Source organism: Streptomyces sp. NPDC059989, from assembly GCF_042736975.1.
Lineage (GTDB): Bacteria > Actinomycetota > Actinomycetes > Streptomycetales > Streptomycetaceae > Streptomyces.
In genome coordinates, this window is record NZ_JBHWUO010000006.1 from 81,514 (window position 1) to 99,596 (window position 18,083).

General features: G+C 73.9%; 16 protein-coding genes. 6 read left to right on the forward strand and 10 right to left on the reverse strand.

Annotated elements, in window-relative coordinates; all coding sequences use genetic code 11:
- Window positions 1-62: 62 nt before the first annotated feature.
- Complete coding sequence (locus tag ACFWBN_RS07545) at window positions 63-611, forward strand: hypothetical protein (protein ID WP_385172066.1); 549 nt, start codon at window positions 63-65, stop codon at window positions 609-611.
- A gap of 21 nt (window positions 612-632) precedes the next feature.
- Here ACFWBN_RS07545 and ACFWBN_RS07550 read toward each other — a convergent pair whose 3' ends face one another.
- The 3 genes from ACFWBN_RS07550 to ACFWBN_RS07560 form a co-directional block, all read right to left on the reverse strand.
- Window positions 633-2,600, reverse strand: coding sequence for a DUF5107 domain-containing protein (locus ACFWBN_RS07550; protein WP_385172069.1), 1,968 nt, complete (start codon window positions 2,598-2,600; stop codon window positions 633-635).
- A 155-nt stretch (window positions 2,601-2,755) separates the two neighbouring features.
- Window positions 2,756-3,655, reverse strand: coding sequence for an arginase family protein (locus ACFWBN_RS07555; RefSeq protein WP_385172072.1), 900 nt, complete (start codon window positions 3,653-3,655; stop codon window positions 2,756-2,758).
- A 36-nt stretch (window positions 3,656-3,691) separates the two neighbouring features.
- Window positions 3,692-4,249: a GNAT family N-acetyltransferase gene (locus tag ACFWBN_RS07560; protein ID WP_385172074.1), complete on the reverse strand. Its 558-nt coding sequence runs from the start codon at window positions 4,247-4,249 to the stop codon at window positions 3,692-3,694.
- Window positions 4,250-4,287: 38 nt separating this feature from the next.
- Between ACFWBN_RS07560 and ACFWBN_RS07565 the strand changes: the two genes are divergently transcribed.
- Window positions 4,288-4,998: a hypothetical protein gene (locus ACFWBN_RS07565; RefSeq protein ID WP_385172405.1), complete on the forward strand. Its 711-nt coding sequence runs from the start codon at window positions 4,288-4,290 to the stop codon at window positions 4,996-4,998.
- A gap of 3 nt (window positions 4,999-5,001) precedes the next feature.
- Here ACFWBN_RS07565 and ACFWBN_RS07570 read toward each other — a convergent pair whose 3' ends face one another.
- From ACFWBN_RS07570 to ACFWBN_RS07590, 5 genes are all read right to left on the reverse strand, one after another.
- A complete protein-coding gene (locus ACFWBN_RS07570) occupies window positions 5,002-5,976 on the reverse strand; it encodes a hypothetical protein (RefSeq protein ID WP_385172077.1) in 975 nt (324 codons plus the stop codon).
- Window positions 5,977-6,071: 95 nt separating this feature from the next.
- Window positions 6,072-8,066, reverse strand: coding sequence for a prolyl oligopeptidase family serine peptidase (locus tag ACFWBN_RS07575; protein WP_385172079.1), 1,995 nt, complete (start codon window positions 8,064-8,066; stop codon window positions 6,072-6,074).
- A gap of 13 nt (window positions 8,067-8,079) precedes the next feature.
- Window positions 8,080-9,429 (reverse strand): M20/M25/M40 family metallo-hydrolase, encoded by a 1,350-nt coding sequence (locus ACFWBN_RS07580; RefSeq protein WP_385172083.1) that lies wholly within the window; start codon window positions 9,427-9,429, stop codon window positions 8,080-8,082.
- Between the two features lies 1 nt (window position 9,430).
- Window positions 9,431-10,264: a M55 family metallopeptidase gene (locus ACFWBN_RS07585; RefSeq protein WP_385172086.1), complete on the reverse strand. Its 834-nt coding sequence runs from the start codon at window positions 10,262-10,264 to the stop codon at window positions 9,431-9,433.
- A 166-nt stretch (window positions 10,265-10,430) separates the two neighbouring features.
- Window positions 10,431-10,874: an SRPBCC family protein gene (locus tag ACFWBN_RS07590; RefSeq protein ID WP_385172089.1), complete on the reverse strand. Its 444-nt coding sequence runs from the start codon at window positions 10,872-10,874 to the stop codon at window positions 10,431-10,433.
- Between the two features lie 188 nt (window positions 10,875-11,062).
- On the opposite strand from ACFWBN_RS07590, the gene ACFWBN_RS07595 reads away from it, so the two are divergent.
- Together ACFWBN_RS07595 and ACFWBN_RS07600 are read left to right on the forward strand one after the other, a co-directional pair.
- Window positions 11,063-12,094, forward strand: coding sequence for an Rv2578c family radical SAM protein (locus ACFWBN_RS07595; RefSeq protein WP_385172092.1), 1,032 nt, complete (start codon window positions 11,063-11,065; stop codon window positions 12,092-12,094).
- Window positions 12,095-12,206: 112 nt separating this feature from the next.
- Window positions 12,207-13,787: an alpha/beta hydrolase gene (locus ACFWBN_RS07600; protein WP_385172095.1), complete on the forward strand. Its 1,581-nt coding sequence runs from the start codon at window positions 12,207-12,209 to the stop codon at window positions 13,785-13,787.
- A gap of 27 nt (window positions 13,788-13,814) precedes the next feature.
- On the opposite strand, the gene ACFWBN_RS07605 is transcribed toward ACFWBN_RS07600, so the two are convergent.
- Window positions 13,815-14,225 (reverse strand): RidA family protein, encoded by a 411-nt coding sequence (locus ACFWBN_RS07605; RefSeq protein ID WP_385172098.1) that lies wholly within the window; start codon window positions 14,223-14,225, stop codon window positions 13,815-13,817.
- 26 nt (window positions 14,226-14,251) lie between these two features.
- On the reverse strand, window positions 14,252-14,812 hold the full coding sequence (locus ACFWBN_RS07610) for an adenylosuccinate lyase (protein WP_385172101.1): 561 nt from the start codon (window positions 14,810-14,812) through the stop codon (window positions 14,252-14,254).
- A gap of 374 nt (window positions 14,813-15,186) precedes the next feature.
- On the opposite strand from ACFWBN_RS07610, the gene ACFWBN_RS07615 reads away from it, so the two are divergent.
- Entirely contained in the window at window positions 15,187-16,986 is a 1,800-nt protein-coding gene (locus tag ACFWBN_RS07615; protein WP_385172104.1) for a 3-hydroxyacyl-CoA dehydrogenase family protein, read from the forward strand.
- 175 nt (window positions 16,987-17,161) lie between these two features.
- Complete coding sequence (locus ACFWBN_RS07620) at window positions 17,162-17,980, forward strand: TetR family transcriptional regulator (protein WP_385172107.1); 819 nt, start codon at window positions 17,162-17,164, stop codon at window positions 17,978-17,980.
- Window positions 17,981-18,083: the final 103 nt, after the last annotated feature.

Here is an 18,083-nt window from a genome sequence, read left to right on the forward strand (position 1 = left end):
ATCGATTGATATAGCGTGCCCACGTCAAGAAGGCACAAGCACGCCCACTGGGGGACTCCCGCATGACCCACCCGCCGCAGCAGGGGCCCGGCCCCTACCCCGGCCAGCCCGGCCCGTACGCACAGCAGCCGCCGCAGGGATACCCGCCCCAGCCGGGACCCGGGTACCCGCAGCAGCAGGCCCAGCCTCCGTACGGCGGCGCCCCCCAGCAGCAGATGTACCCGCAGCAACAGCAGCAGTGGTCCGCTCCGCCGCCGGCGCCGCCGTCCCGGAGGGGCGGCCTGGGCGTCATGAAGATCCTGAAGATCATCGGCGTCGTGATCGCCCTCGTCGTCGTCGCGGTCGGCTACTTCCTGAGCCGGAACGACGCCGACCACGCCGAGGTCGGGGACTGCCTGAAGAACAACGGGTCCACGATCAGCCCCGACCTGCAGGTGGTGAAGTGCGGTGACGCCACGGCCAAGTACAAGGTGGTCGAGGTGATCCCCGACACGCTGGAAAGCTCCAAGTGCGAGGGCAAGGCGGACATGGGCTACTACGAGCAGACCCGAGGCGGCCGGCGCAGCTCGGGCAAGCAGTTCGTGCTCTGCCTCAACGAGATCAAGAAGTAGCCGGTCCCGCGCCGCGCCCCCCTACACCGGGGGGCGCATGCGGAAGTCGTAGTGGGGCGGCAGGGGACGGTCGGTGAGGGTCGACCACGCGTCCGAGAGGGTCTCCTCGCCCTCGCGGAGGTCCGGGATCTCGAAGCCGTCCTCGAAGACCCGGCGGGCCGCGGCCACATGGCCCTCCGCGGCCAGCAGCCGCGCCGCGAGGAGGCGGAAGCGCCCCTGTTCCCGCAGGACGGGCCGGAGCCGGTCCCAGACGCGGCGGGCCTCCGGGAGGCGGCCGGCGGCCAGCAGGGCCGCCATCGCCTCACGGCCCAGCGCGGCCTCCGCCGGGGTCCACGGCTCGCCGCCCCTGCTCTCCCCCGCCAGGTCCTCGAAGGCCTCCGCGTACCCGTCGGCCGCCCGCACCGGATCGCCGGCCAGCTCGTCCGCCGCCGCCAGGCACCGCAGCAGCGGCCACCGCGACGGGGCCAGCGCCAGTCCGCGCTCCCAACTCCGCACCGCCTGGGCCACGTCGCCCGCGTGCCACTGGGCCACCCCGAGGTGATACTCCGTCAGCGGTTCCGCCGGGGCCGTCTCCAGCATGTCCCGCCAGTGCGCGGCGACCAGGCTCGGCCCCGGCGGCGCCACCCGGCGGGGCGCCGGGAAGACGCCCGTGCGCCACAGCTGCAGCCACGGCTCCTGCTCCTCGCCGAGCATGGACTCCTCGAAGGGGGTGCCCGGCAGGGCGTGGCCCCCGCACAGCACCTCCAGCGCGCCCCAGCCCGAGCCGGCCGCCAGCCGCTCCCCCGGCTCGGTGTCGGCGCAGCCGCGCCACGCCTCGTACGCCGTCTCCACCCGGTCGGCGGGCAGGGCTCGTGCCAGGGCGTCCTCCGCCGCGCCCCGGGCCGCCGCCCAGTCGGCGCCGTGCACCGCCGCCGGGTCCGCGGCCAACGGCCCGTACGCCTCCAGCCAGCTGAACTCCGCGCCGCCGTCCAGCCGTACGTGCTCCAGCTGGGTCCGGGCCAGCCCGGCCTGGATCTCCGCGTAGCCGCCGGTACCGGGCTCGGTGAGCCAGTCCTGCCAGCGCCGGCCGCCGCCGCCCGCGCCCCACACGAACAGCTTGCGCCCGCGCAGCCGCCGCGTGGAGGTCTGGACGAGCCCCTGCCCGGCCGCGTCCAGCGAGGCGATCCAGGGCCGGGCCCCGTCCCGGACCTCGTAGAAGAAGTCGGCCGGGTACTCGCTGCGCGGCGGGTACGTGCGGTCCGCGCCCTCCCACTCCGGTACGGGGACGCGGCGCAGCGAACGCTCGTAGCCGAAGTGCCAGGCCTCGTCGGCGGGGGCCAGGACGCGGGTGCCCGCGTCCTCGGGGACGGCGATGTTGGACCACCAGTACACGGGCGCGGGCCGCTCGTGCGGATTGCGCACGCGGACGCCGACGTAGAGGAACTCCGAATCCTCGGGCAGCCACAGGTCCACCTGGAAGGGCAGGTCGCGCAGCCGCTCCCACTCCCACAGCCGCACCATCTCCCCTCCGTCCGGGGCGGGGACGAGGGCGGCGTGCAGCGGGGCGCAGGAGAGGGTGGTGTGCCCGGTCGCGCCGGTGTTCCACTCGATGCCGCCGGAGAACCAGGCGCCGTTGAGGGCGAAGTTGGCGGGCTGGAACACCGGGTTGCGGTAGAGCAGTTCGCGTCCGGTCGGCAGGTGCACGAGGGAGTGCACCCGGCCGCCCAGCTCCGGCAGGACGGTGACCCGCAGGTGGGCGTTCTCGATGACGATCGACTCGAACTCCCGCTCCGCGCGCTGCCGTCCGTACCCGTCGAGGATCCGGACGGGCAGCAGCGAGCGCAGCGGCTCGTACCCGATCTGCCGCGCCATCTCGCGCGGCAGCCCCTCGCGCGCCCGCTCGTCGAGTTCGTGGACCCCGTCGGGCGCGCGCAGGGCGGGCAGCGGGTTCTGGGGCCCCAACGAGGCTGCGGGAAGGGTCAGTACGGCGCGTCGGACGGTGGTGGCCATGAGGGAAATGGAACACGCCGCGGCGGCCGGTGCACAGGGGTTCCGCAGATCACCACCGGTCAGGATTACGCAAAGGCCCGACGCGGAGGCCCCGCGCGGGGACGGCCAGGGCCGCGCGGGACCGCGCCGGGACCGCACGGGACCCCGCCGGGGCCTTACGCGAACGCCCCGGCGACCAGGTCGGCGAGGAGCGCCCCCGCACGGCCGTCCGGATCCAGGTCCGGGTCGTAGATCGTCACGTTCATCCCGACGCAGCGCGGCGAGCGCACCAACACCGCGAGCAGTTCGGCGAGTTCGTCGGGGACCAGGCCGCCGGGGTCGGGGCTGTCCACGGCCGGCATCACGCTGGGGTCCAGCACGTCGGCGTCGAGGTGCACCCAGAATCCGGCGGTGACCGGCGGGTGCAGCCCCTCCAGGGCCGCCCGGGCCACGGGGCCGGCGCCGCGCTCGCGGATCTCCCCGACGGTGGCGGCGCGGATCCCGGCCGCGCTCAGTTCGGGGAGGTCGGCGTCGCCGTCCCGGAGTCCGAAGAGCCGTACGTCCTCGTCCCGCAGGTAGGGCGAGAGCCCCTCCAGGTCGGAGAGTCCGGCCTGGCCGCGCCCGGTGGCGAGGGCGAGCTCCTCGCCACCGGCGGCGCCGACCGGCCCGTTGACCGCCTGGTTCCCGGGGTGGCGGAAGTCGGCGGAGCCGTCGATCGCGGCCAGTCCGTACCGGCCCAGCCGGCGCATGGCGAGGGAGGCGCCGAGCTGGATCGAGCAGTCCCCGCCGAGGACGACGGGGAACTCCCCGGCGCGCAGGTGCCGTTCGATCCGGTCGGCGAGGGTGACGGTGTACGCGGCGAGCGCGTCGGCGTGGAACACCCCGTCCCCCTCCTTCCACTCCCCGCGGTCGTAGCGCGGCGGGACGACCACCCCGCCCTCGCGTGCGCCGAGCCGGGCCATCAGGCCCTGTTCGCGCAGGGCCCCGGCCAGTTTGTAGACGCCGGGTACGGTGCCGGGCGCGGGCGGGCGCAGACCGAGGTTGGACGGGGCATCGAGGAGCACGAGGGATCGCATGTCCCCATCCTGGGCGACGGCCGGGCCTGACACCCCCTACGGGCGCGGCATTTCGGCGGTGACGGCCCAGCGCTCGTGGTCGCGCCAGGCGCCGTCGACGTACAGGAAGTCGGGGGAGAACCCCTCCAGCCGGAAGCCGGCGCCGCGCACCAGGGCGATCGAGGCGGTGTTCCCCGGCTGGACGTTGGCCTCCAGACGGTGCAGCCCGAGGCCGCCTTCGCCGGGCTCGGCGAAGGCGTGCGCGAGGACCAGGCCGAGGGCCTCCCGCAGCAGCCCGCGCCCGGCGGCGTGCGCGAAGGCCCCGTAGCCGAGGGCCCCGCACCTGAAGGCGCCCTGCACGATGTTGTTGATGTTGACGAAGCCGGCGATGGCCCCGGTCTCCCGTTCGCAGACGAGGAACCCGGCCCGGGCCTCGTCCCCGATCAGCCGGGTCGCGTACGGCTCGTAGTCCTCGACGGTGACGGGTGGGAAGAGCCACGGGTGGTGGAGCTCGCGGCTCTCGTGCGCGCGTGCGGTGAACTCGGGGCCGTCGGCGAGCCGGAAGGGCCGCAGGCCCACCCGGGCGCCCTCCCGGAGGTACGGGGAAAATGTCATCCGCCCAGGCTAGAACGTGTGCGACCATCCCCGGTGTGATGATCGACAACGACACCCGGGAACTCCTGCTCGCGGCGGCGCGCAACAACGCCGAATGGTGCGACGCGGTCTGCCGCGGCCACGGACCGCGCGGCGAGTTCACCCCCGACGCCTGGACCAGCGCGCACCCGACCCCGCCGCTGTACCCCGACGCGGTGACCCTCACCCCGGACGCCTCGGCGGCCGCACTGCTGGCGGGGATCGACGCCGGCTCCCCCGGCGGCCGCTCGGTGAAGGACAGCTTCGCCGTGCTCGACCTGGCCGGGGACGGCTTCGAGGTGCTGTTCGAGGCGCAGTGGATCCACCACCCGGCCCCGAAGGCGGCCCCGTCCGGCCTGGAATGGTCCGAGGTTTCCACCGCCGGGGAGCTGGCGGAGTGGGAAGCCGCGTGGGACGGCGAGGAGAGCACCGGCCTGTTCCACCCGGCCCTGCCCGGCTCGGACATCGTCTTCCTCGCGGGCCGTGCCGGGGGCCGGATCGTCGCCGGAGCGGCCGCGAACCGCACCGGCCCGGTCGTGGGCGTCTCCAACCTCTTCGCCCACGACGACGCCGATGTCGACGCCGCCTGGGCGGGCGTCCTCTCCGGGATCGCCGCCCGCTGGCCGGGCCTGCCCATCGTGGGCTACGAGCACGGGGACGACCTGGACGCCGCGCTCCGCAACGGCTTCACCGCCATCGGCCCGCTGCGGGTCTGGCTGCACACGGCCTGAGCCTCAGTCGTCGAGGAAGAAGCCGATCTTCCGCACCTTGAGGGAATCGGCCATGGCCCGCATGTCGCCGTCGGAAACGGTCGGACCACCGCCGGTGAGGACCACGATGACGCCCTGGCGTCGCGCGATGTACCGGACGGAGTCGTAGGTGGTCGAGCGCCAGGTATCGGGGGCCACTTGCTCGCAGGGGCCCGCGTTGACCCGCACGCCGCTGCTCTCGGCCTCGCACGCGGTCGGCGGTGCGAAGCCGGGGACCTGCGGTCCGACGGTCACCCGGATGCCGCGGTGCTCCCGGTCGGCATCACTGGTCTTGACCCCTGGCGGCAGCAGCAGATAGCCGAAGGTGCCGCCGTACGGGTTGGCCTCCGGGAAGTACACCCGGTAGCCCTTCAGCTCGGGGGCCAGCAGCGGGACTTTGGACGCGGCCAGTCGCCGTTCCTCCTGCTCGGCCAGGCTGTGATCGCCGAGGGCGCCCGTCACCGGCCACAGCAGCACGAGGACGCCGGCGAGCGCCCCCCAGCGCCGGAGCGTTCCGACGCCGGGAAGCGCGACGGCGGCCGCGACCGCGTACACCGCGGCCAGCAGGAGCGGGGCCGCGAAGGAACCCCACAGGCCCGAACCGGCCGCCCGGTAGGACAGGAAGTCGACCAGCACCCCCAGCAGCGCGCCCACGCCGGCCACCCTCCAGGCGGGGCGGACACCCACCACCCGCAGCAGCACCCACCCGAGCAGGGCGGCGACGACGGGTACGGCCGCCATCAGCAGGAGAGCGACCCCCAGGCAGCCCCAGCCCTCGCTCTGGCAGAAGTCGTCGAGGTCCCAGGGCAGTGTCGCCACGACGATCCACAGGACACCCAGCAGCGCGCCCACGCCGGCGGGCCGGATCAGCGGCCTGAGCACCTCCGGGGCGCGCCGCTTCGCCGTGCCTCCGCCCCCGGCGCCGCCCCCGCCGCCCTGTTCCTCCGCCGTCGCGTCCATGCCTGCCGTCCCCCTCGGTGAAGATCCGTTCCGGGGACCCATCGTGGTGCCGCTGCCATGCTCACGCCATGAGTACGGATACTCATTCGGCGCGGCTACCCGTGCAGCTCCAGGCGGGGGACGTCCGGTCGGTCGATGCCGAAGACCTGGGCGTACAGGGAGAGTTCGGCCTCCAGCGCCCGGATCATCGTGTCCGCCCGCCGGAAGCCGTGGCCCTCGCCCTCGAAGGCGACGTACGCGTGCGGTACGGACCGGCCCCGCATGGCCGCCAGGAAGCGCTCCGCCTGGGCCGGCGGGCACACCGCGTCGTCCAGCCCCTGGAGCAGGACGAACGGCGCGGTGATCCGGTCGGCGCGGGCCACCGGCGAGCGCTCGCGGCAGCGGACGGCGAGGGTCTGCGGCGGTCCGGCCAGGCCGTCGATGTAGCGGGATTCCAGATCGTGGGTCTCCTCGGCGAAGCCGAGCAGGTCCAGCACGGGGTAGATGATCGCCGCGCAGGCGTACAGGTCAGTGGCGGCCAGCGAGGCCGCCGCCGTCCAGCCGCCCGCGCTGCCGCCGCGGATGGCGAGCCGGTCCGGGTCGGCGGTGCCCTCGGCGGCCAGGGCCCGGGCCACCGCCGCGCAGTCCTCCACGTCCACGACGCCCCACTGCTCGCGCAGCCGCTCCCGGTAGGCGCGGCCGTATCCCGTGGAGCCGCCGTAGTTGACCTCGACCACGCCGATGCCGCGGGAGGTGAAGTAGGCGATGTGCAGGTCGAGTACGGGCGGCACGTGGTCGGTGGGGCCGCCGTGCGCCCACACCACGTACGGGGGCAGCTCGTCGGCGGCGGCCCGTACGGCCGGGTGGTGCGGCGGGTAGACGTGGGCGTGGATCTCCCGGCTGTCGGGGCCGAGGAAGGTCCGGCTCTGGGGTTCCGGGTAGTAGGCCGGGTCCACGGGGTCCACGCCCTGCGCGCCGACCACCCGGGCGTGCCCGCTCGCGGTGTCCAGTTCGACCACCTCGTACGCGCTGCGCGGGCTGGCGGCGACCCCGTAGACGCGGGTCCCGCTGACGGCGAGGGTCGGCTGCCAGGCGGTCCACGGCCCGGCGGCGTCGACCAGGTCCCCGCTGTCCGGGTCGAGGATGCCGAGCACCGAGGAGCCCTGGCCGTGCAGGACGGCCACGAGCCCGTCGGGGAGCGGGGCGAGCCAGCGCAGCCCGGGCTTCCACAGCGGGCCGCCGAACTCCTCTTCCCGGGGGCACAGGTTGACGGCCTCACCCGTGTCGGAGTCCACCCGGTACGGGTTCCACCAGCCGCTGCGGTCGCTCACCGCGAGGAGGGTTCCGCCGGCCGTCCAGTCCACCTGGGCGATGGCCTCGTCGGGGCCGCCGAGGACGGTCCGCGGCTCGGCCAGGGCCCCGTCGGCGGCGATCCCGGCCAGCCGCAGTTCGGTCCCGTCCCAGGGCATCCGGGGGTGGTCCCACACCAGCCAGGCCGCGTGCCGCCCGTCCGGGGAGATCCGGGGCCCGGTACTGAACCGGTGCCGGTCGTCCGTCAACTCCCGGACCGCCGCCCGGTCTTCGGCCGCCGACCCGTCCAGCGGCACGGCGGCCAGGACACGGCGTACGTCGGTCGGCGCGGGTCCGGTGAACTCCTCCAGCACGCACCAGACTTCGGTGCCGCGCAGCACCGGGTCGGCCCAGCGCAGCCCGCCGCCGATGCCGGGGACGGGGGTGAGGGGTCGCGGTGCGGGGGCGCCGGGCGCGTCCGGCTCGTAGGCGTACAGCCGCTGGTCGGCGAAGTGGACGAAGACCAACAGGGGCCCGCCTTCGGCCCGTTCGGCTCCGGCCCACGGGCTGCCGCCGTATTCGGTGAGCCGGCTGCGGACGTTCCAGGGCGCGGGCAGGACGGTGAGGTCCCCGCCGGCGGGACCGGCGCCGGCCGGGCGGCGCACCAGGGCCCGGCGGCCGCCCTCCTGCGGCCGGGGCTCGGTCCACCACACCTCGGGGCCGACCGTGCCGACGTACTCGGGGCGCCCGTCGAGGGAGGCGGCGAGCCCCGCGCCGATGGGCGAGGGCCAGCTTCCGTAGGGCAGGGTCACCGCCGCCATCACCGGGCCCCGCTCACAGGGTGCGCAGCGCGTGGTCGAGGACGCGGACGCCGAAGTGGAGGGCCTCGACCGGGACCCGCTCGTCCACGCCGTGGAAGAGGGCCCAGTAGTCGAAGCCGGGCGGCAGCTTGAGGGGGGAGAATCCGTAGCCGGTGACACCGAGACGGGAGAACTGCTTGGCGTCGGTGCCGCCCGCCATGCAGAAGGGCACCACACGTCCGTCCGGGTCGAAGCGCTCGACGGACTCGCGCAGGATCGCGTACGTCCGCCCGTCCACGGGGGCTTCGAGCGCCACCTCCCGGTGGTGGAACTCCCACGTCACGTCGGGGCCGGTGAGCGCGTCGAGGGTGGCGATGAACTCGGCCTCGCCGCCCGGCAGCATCCGCCCGTCCACGTAGGCGGTGGCCTGGCCGGGGATCACGTTGAGCTTGTAACCGGCGTCCAGCATGGTGGGGTTGGCGCTGTTGCGCACGGTCGCCTCGACCAGGACGGCGGCCGGGCCGAGCTCGGCGAGGACCGCGTCGAGGTCGAAGCCGGGGGCCCGCGGATCGACCGACAGGCCGTGGCCGGCGGCGAGTTCGGTGATGCAGGCGGTCACGGTGTCGGTGAGCCGGACCGGCCAGTCGTACTCGCCGATCCGGGCCACGGCGGCGGCGAGGCGGCTGACGGCATTGGCCTTGTTGGGCTTGGAGCCGTGGCCGGCGGTGCCGCGCGCGGTCAACTTCAGCCAGGCGGTGCCGCGTTCACCGGCGGCGATGGGGTAGAGGACCCGGCCGGGGCCGGTGTGCACGGTGAAGGCGCCGGATTCGCTGATGCCCTCCGTACAGCCCTCGAAGAGGTGCGGGTGCCGGTCGGCGAGGAAGCCGGAGCCGTCGACCGCGCTGTCCTCCTCGTCGGCGGTGAAGGCGATCACGATGTCCCGGCGCGGCTTCACCCCCGCGCGCGCCCAGGCCCGTACGACGGCCAGCACCATCGCGTCCATGTCCTTCATGTCGACGGCGCCCCGGCCCCAGACCACGCCGTCGCGGACCTCCCCGGAGAAGGGGTCGACGCTCCAGTCGGCGGCCTCGGCCGGGACCACGTCGAGGTGCCCGTGGACGAGCAGCGCCTCGGCGTCGCGGTCGGTGCCCTCGATGCGGGCGACGACGTTGGTGCGGCCGGGGGTGCGCTCCAGCAGCACCGGCTCCAGGCCGGCGGCGGCGAGGCGCTCGGCGGCGTACTCGGCGGCGGGGCGCTCGCGGCAGTCGCCGCCGCCCCGGTTGGTGGTGTCGATCCTGATGAGGTCCGAGGTGAACTCGACGACCTCGTCGAGGGCGATCGCGTCCACGGCGCCGGCCGGGGCCTCGGTTGTCACGGTGTGCATGTCAGCCATACTGCTCCTCCACGGCCGCCGAGACGACCGTCGTAACCGCCTTGAACGTCCGGATCCCCTCGTACATCGTGTCGCTGGTGTACGAGACCCTGCGCTCCCCGCACCGCTCGGCGCCCGGGACCACCGTGGCGGCCAGGGCCAGGTGCTCGGCGTCGAACTCCAGCTCCACGGTGAAGGGGCCGCGGTGCACCGGATCGCGGCGGACCGCGAGGGCCGTGGCCTCTTTGGCCGCGGCGCGGATGTCGGCGGCGGTGCGGGCCGGGGTCCGGCACACGGCGGCGTAGCGCGAGACGTGGTCCTTCACGGCGACGGTCACGGCGTCGGGAGCGTATCCGGCGGCGTCGACACAGGTCAGGTCGTCGCCGGTGACCAGGATGACGGGGACCCCGAACTCGGCGACGACGTGGGCGTTCAGCAGCCCCTCGCCGGCGCGGACGCCGTTGACCCAGACGCCGGTGATGGAGTTGGCGAGGTAGGTGTGGGCGAGGACCCCCTCGGAGCCGGCCCCCGTGTGGTAGCCGACGAAGGCGATGCCGTCGACGTCCCCGTGCTGGACGCCCTCGACCATGGAGAGGGACTTGTGGCGGCCGGTGAGCATCTCTACGCGGGCGTCGAGCCGCTCCAGCAGCAGGTTGCGCATGGTCCAGTGGGCCTCGTTGACGAGGACCTGGTCGGCGCCGCCGTCGTAGAAGCCGAGGACGGCGGCGTTGACGTCGGAGGTGAACATCGACCGGCAGCGCTCCCACTGCGGGGTCCCCGGCAGCACGTCTGCGGGCCAGGTGACGCCGGTGGCGCCTTCCATGTCGGCGGAGATGAGGATCTTCATCGGGCCCCCGGGCGGTCGGTGGCGCGCGGCGCGGTGGGTGCCGCGCGCGATCCCCACCCTAGCCGTCGGAGGGCGCCGGGGGCCGGGGCCACGCCCGGTGGTCCGGTCTGCCGGTTCACCCTATCCGGTGAGGCCGCGTGCCCGGCCTCACCGTCAACGACCGGGCTCAGGCCTCGACTTCGGTGGCCAGGTTGGCCAGCACGGTGTCGTAGATCCGGCCGAGGCCCTTGGGCGCGAAGGTGCGCTCGAAGAAGCCGCCGATGCCGCCGGCGCCGTTCCACACGGTGGTGACGACGGCCTTGGACTTGCCCTCGCCGGCCGGGGTGACCACCCAGGTGGTGACCATGGAGGAGTTGCGGTCCTTCTCCACCAGCTGGCCGTCGGTGGGCTCGGTGACCTCCAGCAGGCAGTCCCGTACGCGCTTGCTGGTGGCCTGGAGCTTCCAGTGCACCAGGGTTCCCTCGCCGTCGCCGCCCTCACGCACCTCGTACTCGCTGAAGTGCTCGGGCAGCAGCTTCCCCCGGGTCCCGGTGTAGTCCGCCAGCGCGTCGAACACGGTCTCCGCGTCGGCCGCGATGATCCGCTCCGTGGTGGCCTCGACCTGCGCCATAGCTAGTCCTCCAGCAGTTGTGTTCGCTCGTCACGGCGAAGCCAACCACCTCGGGGGCGGTGGCCCAAATCCGGTCCGGGAACCGGCCCCTCCGTCAGCCGCGGCAGTGCACGTGCACGAGTCCGGCCCCGCACGATCATGGGAACGTTTGTTCTATTCTCGGCGCAGAGCTACCAAGGGAGGCGCTCATGCGCTGGGACAACCTGACCGAGGGCAGCACCGGGCCCGCCGCGCTCTTCGGGGCCGACGCCGTCGTCACCCGTACCTTCGACACCCCCGAGTTCCGGGGGATCACCTTCCACGAGGTGCGGGCCCGCTCGATCGTCAACCGGGTGCCCGGGGCCTCGCGCATGCCGTTCGAATGGACCGTCAACCCGTACAGGGGTTGCAGTCACGCCTGCGTCTACTGCTTCGCGCGCAAGACCCACAGTTACCTCGACCTCGACACCGGACTCGGCTTCGACTCCCAGATCGTCGTCAAGACCAACGCCCCCGAGCTGCTGCGCCGCGAGCTCGGCTCGCCCCGCTGGAACGGCGCGCACATCGCCATGGGCACCAACGTCGACTGCTACCAGCGCGCCGAAGGCCGCTACCGGCTGATGCCCGGGATCATCGGGGCGCTGCGCGACCACGCCAATCCCTTCTCGATCCTGACCAAGGGCACGCTGATCCTGCGCGACCTGCCCCTCCTCCAGGAGGCCGCCGAGGTCGCCGAGGTCGGGATCTCCGTCTCCGTCGGCTTCACCGACACCGGCCTGTGGCGGACCGTGGAGCCCGGCACGCCCTCCCCCGCCGCCCGGCTGGCCGCCGTACGGGCGCTGACCGACGCCGGCATCGAGTGCGGGGTGCTGATGGCCCCGGTGATCCCCTTCCTCGGCGACTCCCCCGAGCAGCTGCGGGCCACCGTGCGCGCCGTCGCCGAGTCCGGCGCCACCTCCGTGACACCCCTGGTACTCCATCTGCGGCCCGGGGCGCGCGAGTGGTTCACCGCCTGGCTGGGCGAGCACCACCCGCGGCTCGTGGAGCGGTACGAGCGGATGTACGCGGGCGGCTCGTACGCGCCCACCTGGTACCAGCGCCAGATCACCCGCCAAGTCCACCGGCTGGCGGCCGAATTCGGCATCGGCCCGCACTCCCGCGGGGCGGCCCGCCGGATCGTCACCCCCGAGCGGCCCGCGGCGGGCGCGCCCGCCGAACCGACGCAGCTGACCCTCCTCTGACGCGCGCGACCCGCTGAAGGGTCATCACATCGGGCCAATAGGCAGCCCAATCCCGTCTTCCAGGCGCGGTTTCCGGGACGATTCCGCCCAGAACCCTCGGCTGGGAGGCCCCATGCTGCACCCCTTGAAGAAGCGCGCCGCTGTCCTGCTGTCGATCTCCACCGCCGTCGCCGCCGCCACCGCGCTGGCGAGCCCGGTCACGGCGGCGCCGGCCGCCCCGGCCGCCCCGGCTCCGGCGAAGGCGGCCCTGCGCTGGACCGACTGCGCGACGCCCCGCTACCCGACGCTCCAGTGCGCTTCCCTCAAGGTCCCCCTCGACCACGCCCGGCCCACCGGCCGGCAGATCGCCCTCGCCCTGACCCGGGTGCCCCACACCGCCGCCACCTCCCAGGGCCCGCTGCTGGTCAACCCCGGCGGGCCCGGCGGCAGCGGCCGCACCCTCGCCGGCTTCATCGCCTCCGCGCTCCCCAAGGACGTCGCCGCCCAGTACGACGTGATCGGCTTCGACCCCCGGGGCGTGGGCAAGAGCGAGCCGGCCCTCGACTGCGGGGCCGGCCACTTCAAGCCCGTGCGCCCGGACTCCGTACCGCGCGACGAGGCCACCGAGCAGGCCAACCTGGATCGGGTGCGCACCTTCGCCGAGTCCTGCCAGGCCAAGTACGCGGACGTGCTGCCCCACATCGACACCGTCTCGGCCGCCCGCGACATCGAGGTGCTGCGCGGCGCGCTCGCCGCCGAGCGGATCAGCTACTTCGGCTACTCGTACGGGACCTACCTGGGCGCGGTGTACGCCAAGCTCCACCCCGGCCGGGTGCACCGGCTGGTCCTGGACTCCGTGGTCGACCCGGGCGGCGTCTGGTACGAGGACAACCTCTCCCAGGACCGGGCCTTCGACGCCCGCCACAAGGCCTTCCTGGCCTGGGTGGCGACGCACGACGGGACCTACCGGCTCGGCACCGATCCGGAGCGGGTCGAGGAGCGCTGGTACGCGATGCGCGAGGCGCTGCGCGAGACCCCGGCCGGCGGCAAGGTGGGCCCGGCCGAGCTGGAGGACACCTTCATGCCGGGCGGCTACTTCAACGGCTACTGGCCGAACCTCGCCGAGGCCTTCGCCGCCTACGCGGTCAAGGCGGACCCGAAGCCGCTGGTGGCGGCGTACGAGCGGTTCGGCGCGGTCGAGCCCTCCGCGGGCAACGGCTACAGCGTCTACACGGCGGTGCAGTGCCGGGACTCGGCCTGGCCGAAGGACTGGAACCAGTGGCGCGCGGACATGTGGCGCACGCACGCCGAGGCGCCCTTCATGACCTGGAACAACGCCTGGTACAACGCCCCGTGCGCGTTCTGGCCGACGGAGCCGCTCCAGGCCCCGGACGTGACCAACGCCGACCTGCCGCCGGCCCTCCTCCTCCAGGCGACGGAGGACGCGGCGACCCCGTTCGGGGGCGCGCTCAGCATGCGGGAGAAGCTGAAGGGCTCGGCCCTGGTGGTCGAGGAGGGCGGCGGCAACCACGGGATCTCGCTCAGCGGCAACAAGTGCCTGGACGAGAAGGTGTCGGCGTACCTGAAGACGGGCAAGGCCGCGGACGCCACCTGCCCGGCCCAGGCGGCCCCGAAGCCGACCGCGGCGACCCGCGCGGTGCCGCCCTCGGCGGGCGGCGCGGCCCTGCACGGCCTGCTCGGCTTCCGGGGCTGACCCGACAGGTCGGGCCGGTCGGACAGGTCAGACCGGCAGCACGGCGAAGGCCTCCACCTCCACCAGCAGTTCCGGCCGGACCAGGGCCGCGACCTGGACGGCGGAGGAGGCCGGCAGCCGGTCGGCGGGGATGAAGGCGTCGCGCGCCTCCCGCACCGCGGGCATGTGCGCGACGTCGGTGACGAAGTAGGTCAGCTTCACCACGTCGTCGAAGGTGGCCCCGGCGGCGGCCAGGCAGCGCCGCAGGTTCTCGAACACCTGGTGGGCCTGCGCGGACGGGTCGCCCTCGCCGACGATCCCGCCCTTCTCGTCGAAGGCGCACTGCCCGGAGACGGCGACGAAGCGCCCGGTGCCCCACACCACGTGGCTGAAGCCGACGGCGGGGCTGACGCCTTCCGGTGCGTATATGCGGGTCAGGTGGCTGTCGTGTTCGCTCATGCGGACGATCATGCCAGCCGGCCCCCTCACCCCAGCGCGCGGAGTGCGGCCGTCGCCGCCACCGCGAGGCGGGGGTGGGACTGGGCGCGGGTGAGGAGTTCGCGGGCCCGCGGGTCGCCCAGGGCGCCGAGCCCCTCGACGCAGGCCAGGGCGACCCGCCAGTACGGGTCGTGCGGGGAGAGCAGCCGGGACAGGGTGGCCATCAGCGCGGGGGCCGATTCCGGGGCGCGCAGAGCGGTGAGCAGCCGGACGGGCTGCAGGGCGTAGGCCGTGCGCAGGCCGTTGGTGGCGAGGGCCGCGGCCGCGCGGGCGGTACGGGGGTCGCCCAGGACGGCCAGCGCCTCGGCGGCGGCCGCGCAGCGCGGCGGGTCGCGGTGGTTGAGCAGCAGCACCAGGGACTCGAAGGCACGGCGGTCCCCGGCCAGCCCCAGCCGGTACGCGGCGAGTTCGCGGGCCCACAGGGGCAGCCCGGGCGAGGTCAGGGAGGCCGCCAGGGCATCGGGGTCCGCCGCGAGGAGGACCTCGTACTCGGCACGCTCCGGCGAACCGGCGGCTTCCGCCCGCAGTCGCTCCAGCACGTCGTTCACATGGCCACCCTAGGGGAGAGCGTTGATCGATGATCGATGATCGGTACATTTGGGCGGTACAGGTCACATCTCCGCACTCTGGCGCGCGAGTTACCGACGAGTTACTGTCCTGGTAACACGTACGAGGACGGCCTGGTGACGCAGCCGCCTCGTGCCAGTCGGTTCAGCACCGCACCACCCCACGGCGTGACCCCGGGACAGGGTTCCGCCGCTTCGGCCCGCCGGGCTCTTCGCTGCCGGGCTCACTCCCTCCGTACGGCTTCGTACGGCTCCCGTACGCCTTCCGTACGTTCCGCACGGCTCTTCCGTACGGCATCCGCGCGCTGTGCGCCGCGCGTCCCCCAGTCGTCACCCTCTTCCACTGGAGTCCCTCGATGGACCGTCCGTCCAGTCACCCCACCCTCCAGACCATCGCCGTCGTCGGCCTCGGCACGATGGGCACCGGCATCGCCGAGGTCCTCGCCCGGGCCGGCCGCGAGGTCATCGGCATCGACGTCAGTGAGGCCGCCGCCCGCCGGGCCGTGGCCTCGCTCGCCGCGTCCACCGCCCGCTCCGTCACCCGGGAGCGCCTCACCGAGCAGGAGCGGGCGGACGTGCTCGCCCGGTTCCGCACCTACGGCGACCTCGCCGCCGCCGCCGAGGCGGACCTCGTCATCGAGGTCGTGCCGGAGTCGTACGAGATCAAGCAGCAGGTCTTCCGCGAGCTCGACGCGGTCGTCCGCCCGGACACGATCCTGGCCACCGGCACCAACGCCCTCTCGGTGACGCGCATGGCCGCCGAGTCCCAGCGCCCCGAGCGCGTGCTGGGCCTGCACTTCTTCAACCCGGCCCCGGCGATGAAGCTGGTCGAGGTCGTCTCCAGCGTGCTGACCGCCCCGCCGGCCGTCGAGGCGGTCACCGCACTGGCCCGCGAGCTCGGCAAGGAGCCCGTCGCGGTCGGCGACCGCCCCGGCTTCGTCGCCGACGGCCTGCTCTTCGGCTACCTCAACCAGGCCGCCGCCATGTACGAGGCCAAGTACGCCTCCCGCGAGGACATCGACGCGGCGATGCGGCTCGGCTGCGGCCTGCCCATGGGCCCGCTCGCGCTGCTCGACCTGATCGGCGTGGACACCGCCCGCACCGTCCTGGAGGCCATGTACACCTCCTCCGGCGACCGGCTGCACGCCCCGGCCCCGATCCTCGGGCAGCTCGCCGAGGCCGGGCTGACCGGGCAGAAGTCCGGGCGCGGCTTCTACACGTACGAGGCCCCGGGCAGCTCGGTGATCGTCCGCGACCTCCAGACCCCGCCGGACGGGGCCCTGCTCGGCGCGGGCCGCGCCGTGACCTCGGTCGGCGTGGCCGGCTCGGGCACCATGGCGAGCGGGATCGCGCAGGTCTTCGCCCAGGCCGGCTACAGCGTCGTCCTGGCCGCCCGCAGCCAGGAGAAGGCGGAGGCGGCGAAGGCCGCGATCGGCAAGTCCCTGGGCCGTGCGGTGGCCAAGGGCCGGCTGACGGACGAGTCCGCGACGCGGACCCTGGACCTGATCACCCCGGCCGGTTCGCTGGACGCCTTCGCCGAGGTGGACCTGGCCGTGGAGGCGGTGGCCGAGGACCTGGCCGTCAAGCAGGAGCTGTTCGCGGCCCTGGACAAGGTCTGCAAGCCGGGCGCGGTGCTGGCGACGACCACCTCCTCGCTGCCGGTGATCGCGGTGGCCCGCGTGACCTCGCGTCCGCAGGACGTGATCGGCATGCACTTCTTCAACCCGGCCCCGGCTATGAAGCTGGTCGAGGTGGTCCGCACGGTCCTGACGGCCGACGACGTGCACGCCACGGTCCGCGAGATCTGCGTCAAGGTGCGCAAGCACCCGGTGGACTGCGGGGACCGGGCCGGCTTCATCGTGAACGCGCTGCTGTTCCCGTACCTCAACAACGCGATCAAGATGGTCGAGCAGCACTACGCGAGCCTCGACCAGATCGACGCGGCGATGAAGCTGGGCGGCGGCTACCCGATGGGGCCCTTCGAGCTCCTCGACGTGGTCGGCCTCGATGTGTCGCTGGCCATCGAGAAGGTCCTCCACAAGGAGTTCCGCGACCCGGGCCTGGCCCCGTCCCCGCTGCTGGAGCACCTGGTCGCGGCGGGCTGCCTGGGCCGGAAGACCGGCCGCGGTTTCCGTGAGTACGCCGCCCGCCGGTAATCGGCCGGGCCATGAGCCGGATGCGTGGGGAGGGCTCCTCGGGCCCGCCGGACCCTCACGGCGGGCAAACCCTCCCGACGAGCACTGTGTGCCCAGTGCCTGCCCTCCCCCGCATCCATCCCCGTCCCACCCCCCTCAGGCGCGCTCACCCGCCCGAATGAAGTACTTTCGCTCTATGTCCCAGCCCGCCAAGACCTCGCCCCGCGCCGCCACGGCTTCCGACACCCCGGAGAGCCCGGCCGGCACCAAGGCGGCCGCCCAGCGGCTCAAGATGCGCCGCGAGCTCGCCGCCGCGGCCATGGAGCTGTTCGCGACCAAGGGGTACGAGGCGACGACGGTCGACGAGATCGCCGCGACCGCCGGGGTGGCGCGCCGGACCTTCTTCCGGCACTTCCGGTCCAAGGAAGAGGCGATCTTCCCCGACCACGACGACACCCTGACCCGCGCCGAGGCAGTCCTCGACGTGGCCCCGGCGCACGAGCACCCGCTCGACACGGTGTGCCGGGGGATCAAGGAAGTCATGAAGATGTACGCCGCCTCGCCGGCGGTGTCGGTGGAGCGCTACCGGCTGACCCGCGAGGTGCCGGCGCTGCGGGAGCGGGAGATCGCCTCGGTGGCCCGGTACGAGCGGCTGTTCACCCGCTATCTGCTGGCCCACTTCGACGAGACCGACCACCACGACGGCAACGACGATCCGCTGCTGGCCGAGGTGGCCGCCTCGGCGGTGGTCACCGCCCACAACCACGTGCTGCGGCGCTGGCTGCGGGCGGGCGGCCAGGGGGACGTGGAGGCGCAGCTGGACCACGCCTTCTCCATCGTCCGCAAGACCTTCGGCACGGGCATCGGCGCGGGCCGCACCCTGAACACGGCGGCGGCGCCGGCCGCCCCGGCGGCGGTCCGCACCGAGGGCGAGGTGCTGGTGGCGGTGGCCCGCACGGACGCCCCGCTGGACGAGGTCATGCGGACCATCGAAGAGGCACTGCGCAACAAGTAGTCGAAAAGCACCACGCGCGACAAGCGTCACAGCGGCCGCTCCCGTACCGGGGGCGGCCGCTTCCGTTTGTCCGCCTTGCCCCTACTCGCGGGTAACTCTGATC

Excerpts from the sequence above, each read along its gene's own strand:
- ACFWBN_RS07590 (WP_385172089.1), bottom strand. The coding sequence starts at position 10,874 with ATGGCGCAGGTCGAGGCCACCACGGAGCGGATCATCGCGGCCGACGCG.
- ACFWBN_RS07565 (WP_385172405.1), top strand. The coding sequence starts at position 4,288 with ATGATCGACAACGACACCCGGGAACTCCTGCTCGCGGCGGCGCGCAAC.
- ACFWBN_RS07605 (WP_385172098.1), bottom strand. The coding sequence starts at position 14,225 with ATGAGCGAACACGACAGCCACCTGACCCGCATATACGCACCGGAAGGC.
- ACFWBN_RS07575 (WP_385172079.1), bottom strand. The coding sequence starts at position 8,066 with ATGGCGGCGGTGACCCTGCCCTACGGAAGCTGGCCCTCGCCCATCGGC.
- ACFWBN_RS07570 (WP_385172077.1), bottom strand. The coding sequence starts at position 5,976 with ATGGACGCGACGGCGGAGGAACAGGGCGGCGGGGGCGGCGCCGGGGGC.
- ACFWBN_RS07550 (WP_385172069.1), bottom strand. The coding sequence starts at position 2,600 with ATGGCCACCACCGTCCGACGCGCCGTACTGACCCTTCCCGCAGCCTCG.
- ACFWBN_RS07595 (WP_385172092.1), top strand. The coding sequence starts at position 11,063 with ATGCGCTGGGACAACCTGACCGAGGGCAGCACCGGGCCCGCCGCGCTC.
- ACFWBN_RS07580 (WP_385172083.1), bottom strand. The coding sequence starts at position 9,429 with ATGCACACCGTGACAACCGAGGCCCCGGCCGGCGCCGTGGACGCGATC.
- ACFWBN_RS07615 (WP_385172104.1), top strand. The coding sequence starts at position 15,187 with ATGGACCGTCCGTCCAGTCACCCCACCCTCCAGACCATCGCCGTCGTC.
- ACFWBN_RS07555 (WP_385172072.1), bottom strand. The coding sequence starts at position 3,655 with ATGCGATCCCTCGTGCTCCTCGATGCCCCGTCCAACCTCGGTCTGCGC.
- ACFWBN_RS07620 (WP_385172107.1), top strand. The coding sequence starts at position 17,162 with ATGTCCCAGCCCGCCAAGACCTCGCCCCGCGCCGCCACGGCTTCCGAC.
- ACFWBN_RS07585 (WP_385172086.1), bottom strand. The coding sequence starts at position 10,264 with ATGAAGATCCTCATCTCCGCCGACATGGAAGGCGCCACCGGCGTCACC.
- ACFWBN_RS07600 (WP_385172095.1), top strand. The coding sequence starts at position 12,207 with ATGCTGCACCCCTTGAAGAAGCGCGCCGCTGTCCTGCTGTCGATCTCC.
- ACFWBN_RS07560 (WP_385172074.1), bottom strand. The coding sequence starts at position 4,249 with ATGACATTTTCCCCGTACCTCCGGGAGGGCGCCCGGGTGGGCCTGCGG.
- ACFWBN_RS07545 (WP_385172066.1), top strand. The coding sequence starts at position 63 with ATGACCCACCCGCCGCAGCAGGGGCCCGGCCCCTACCCCGGCCAGCCC.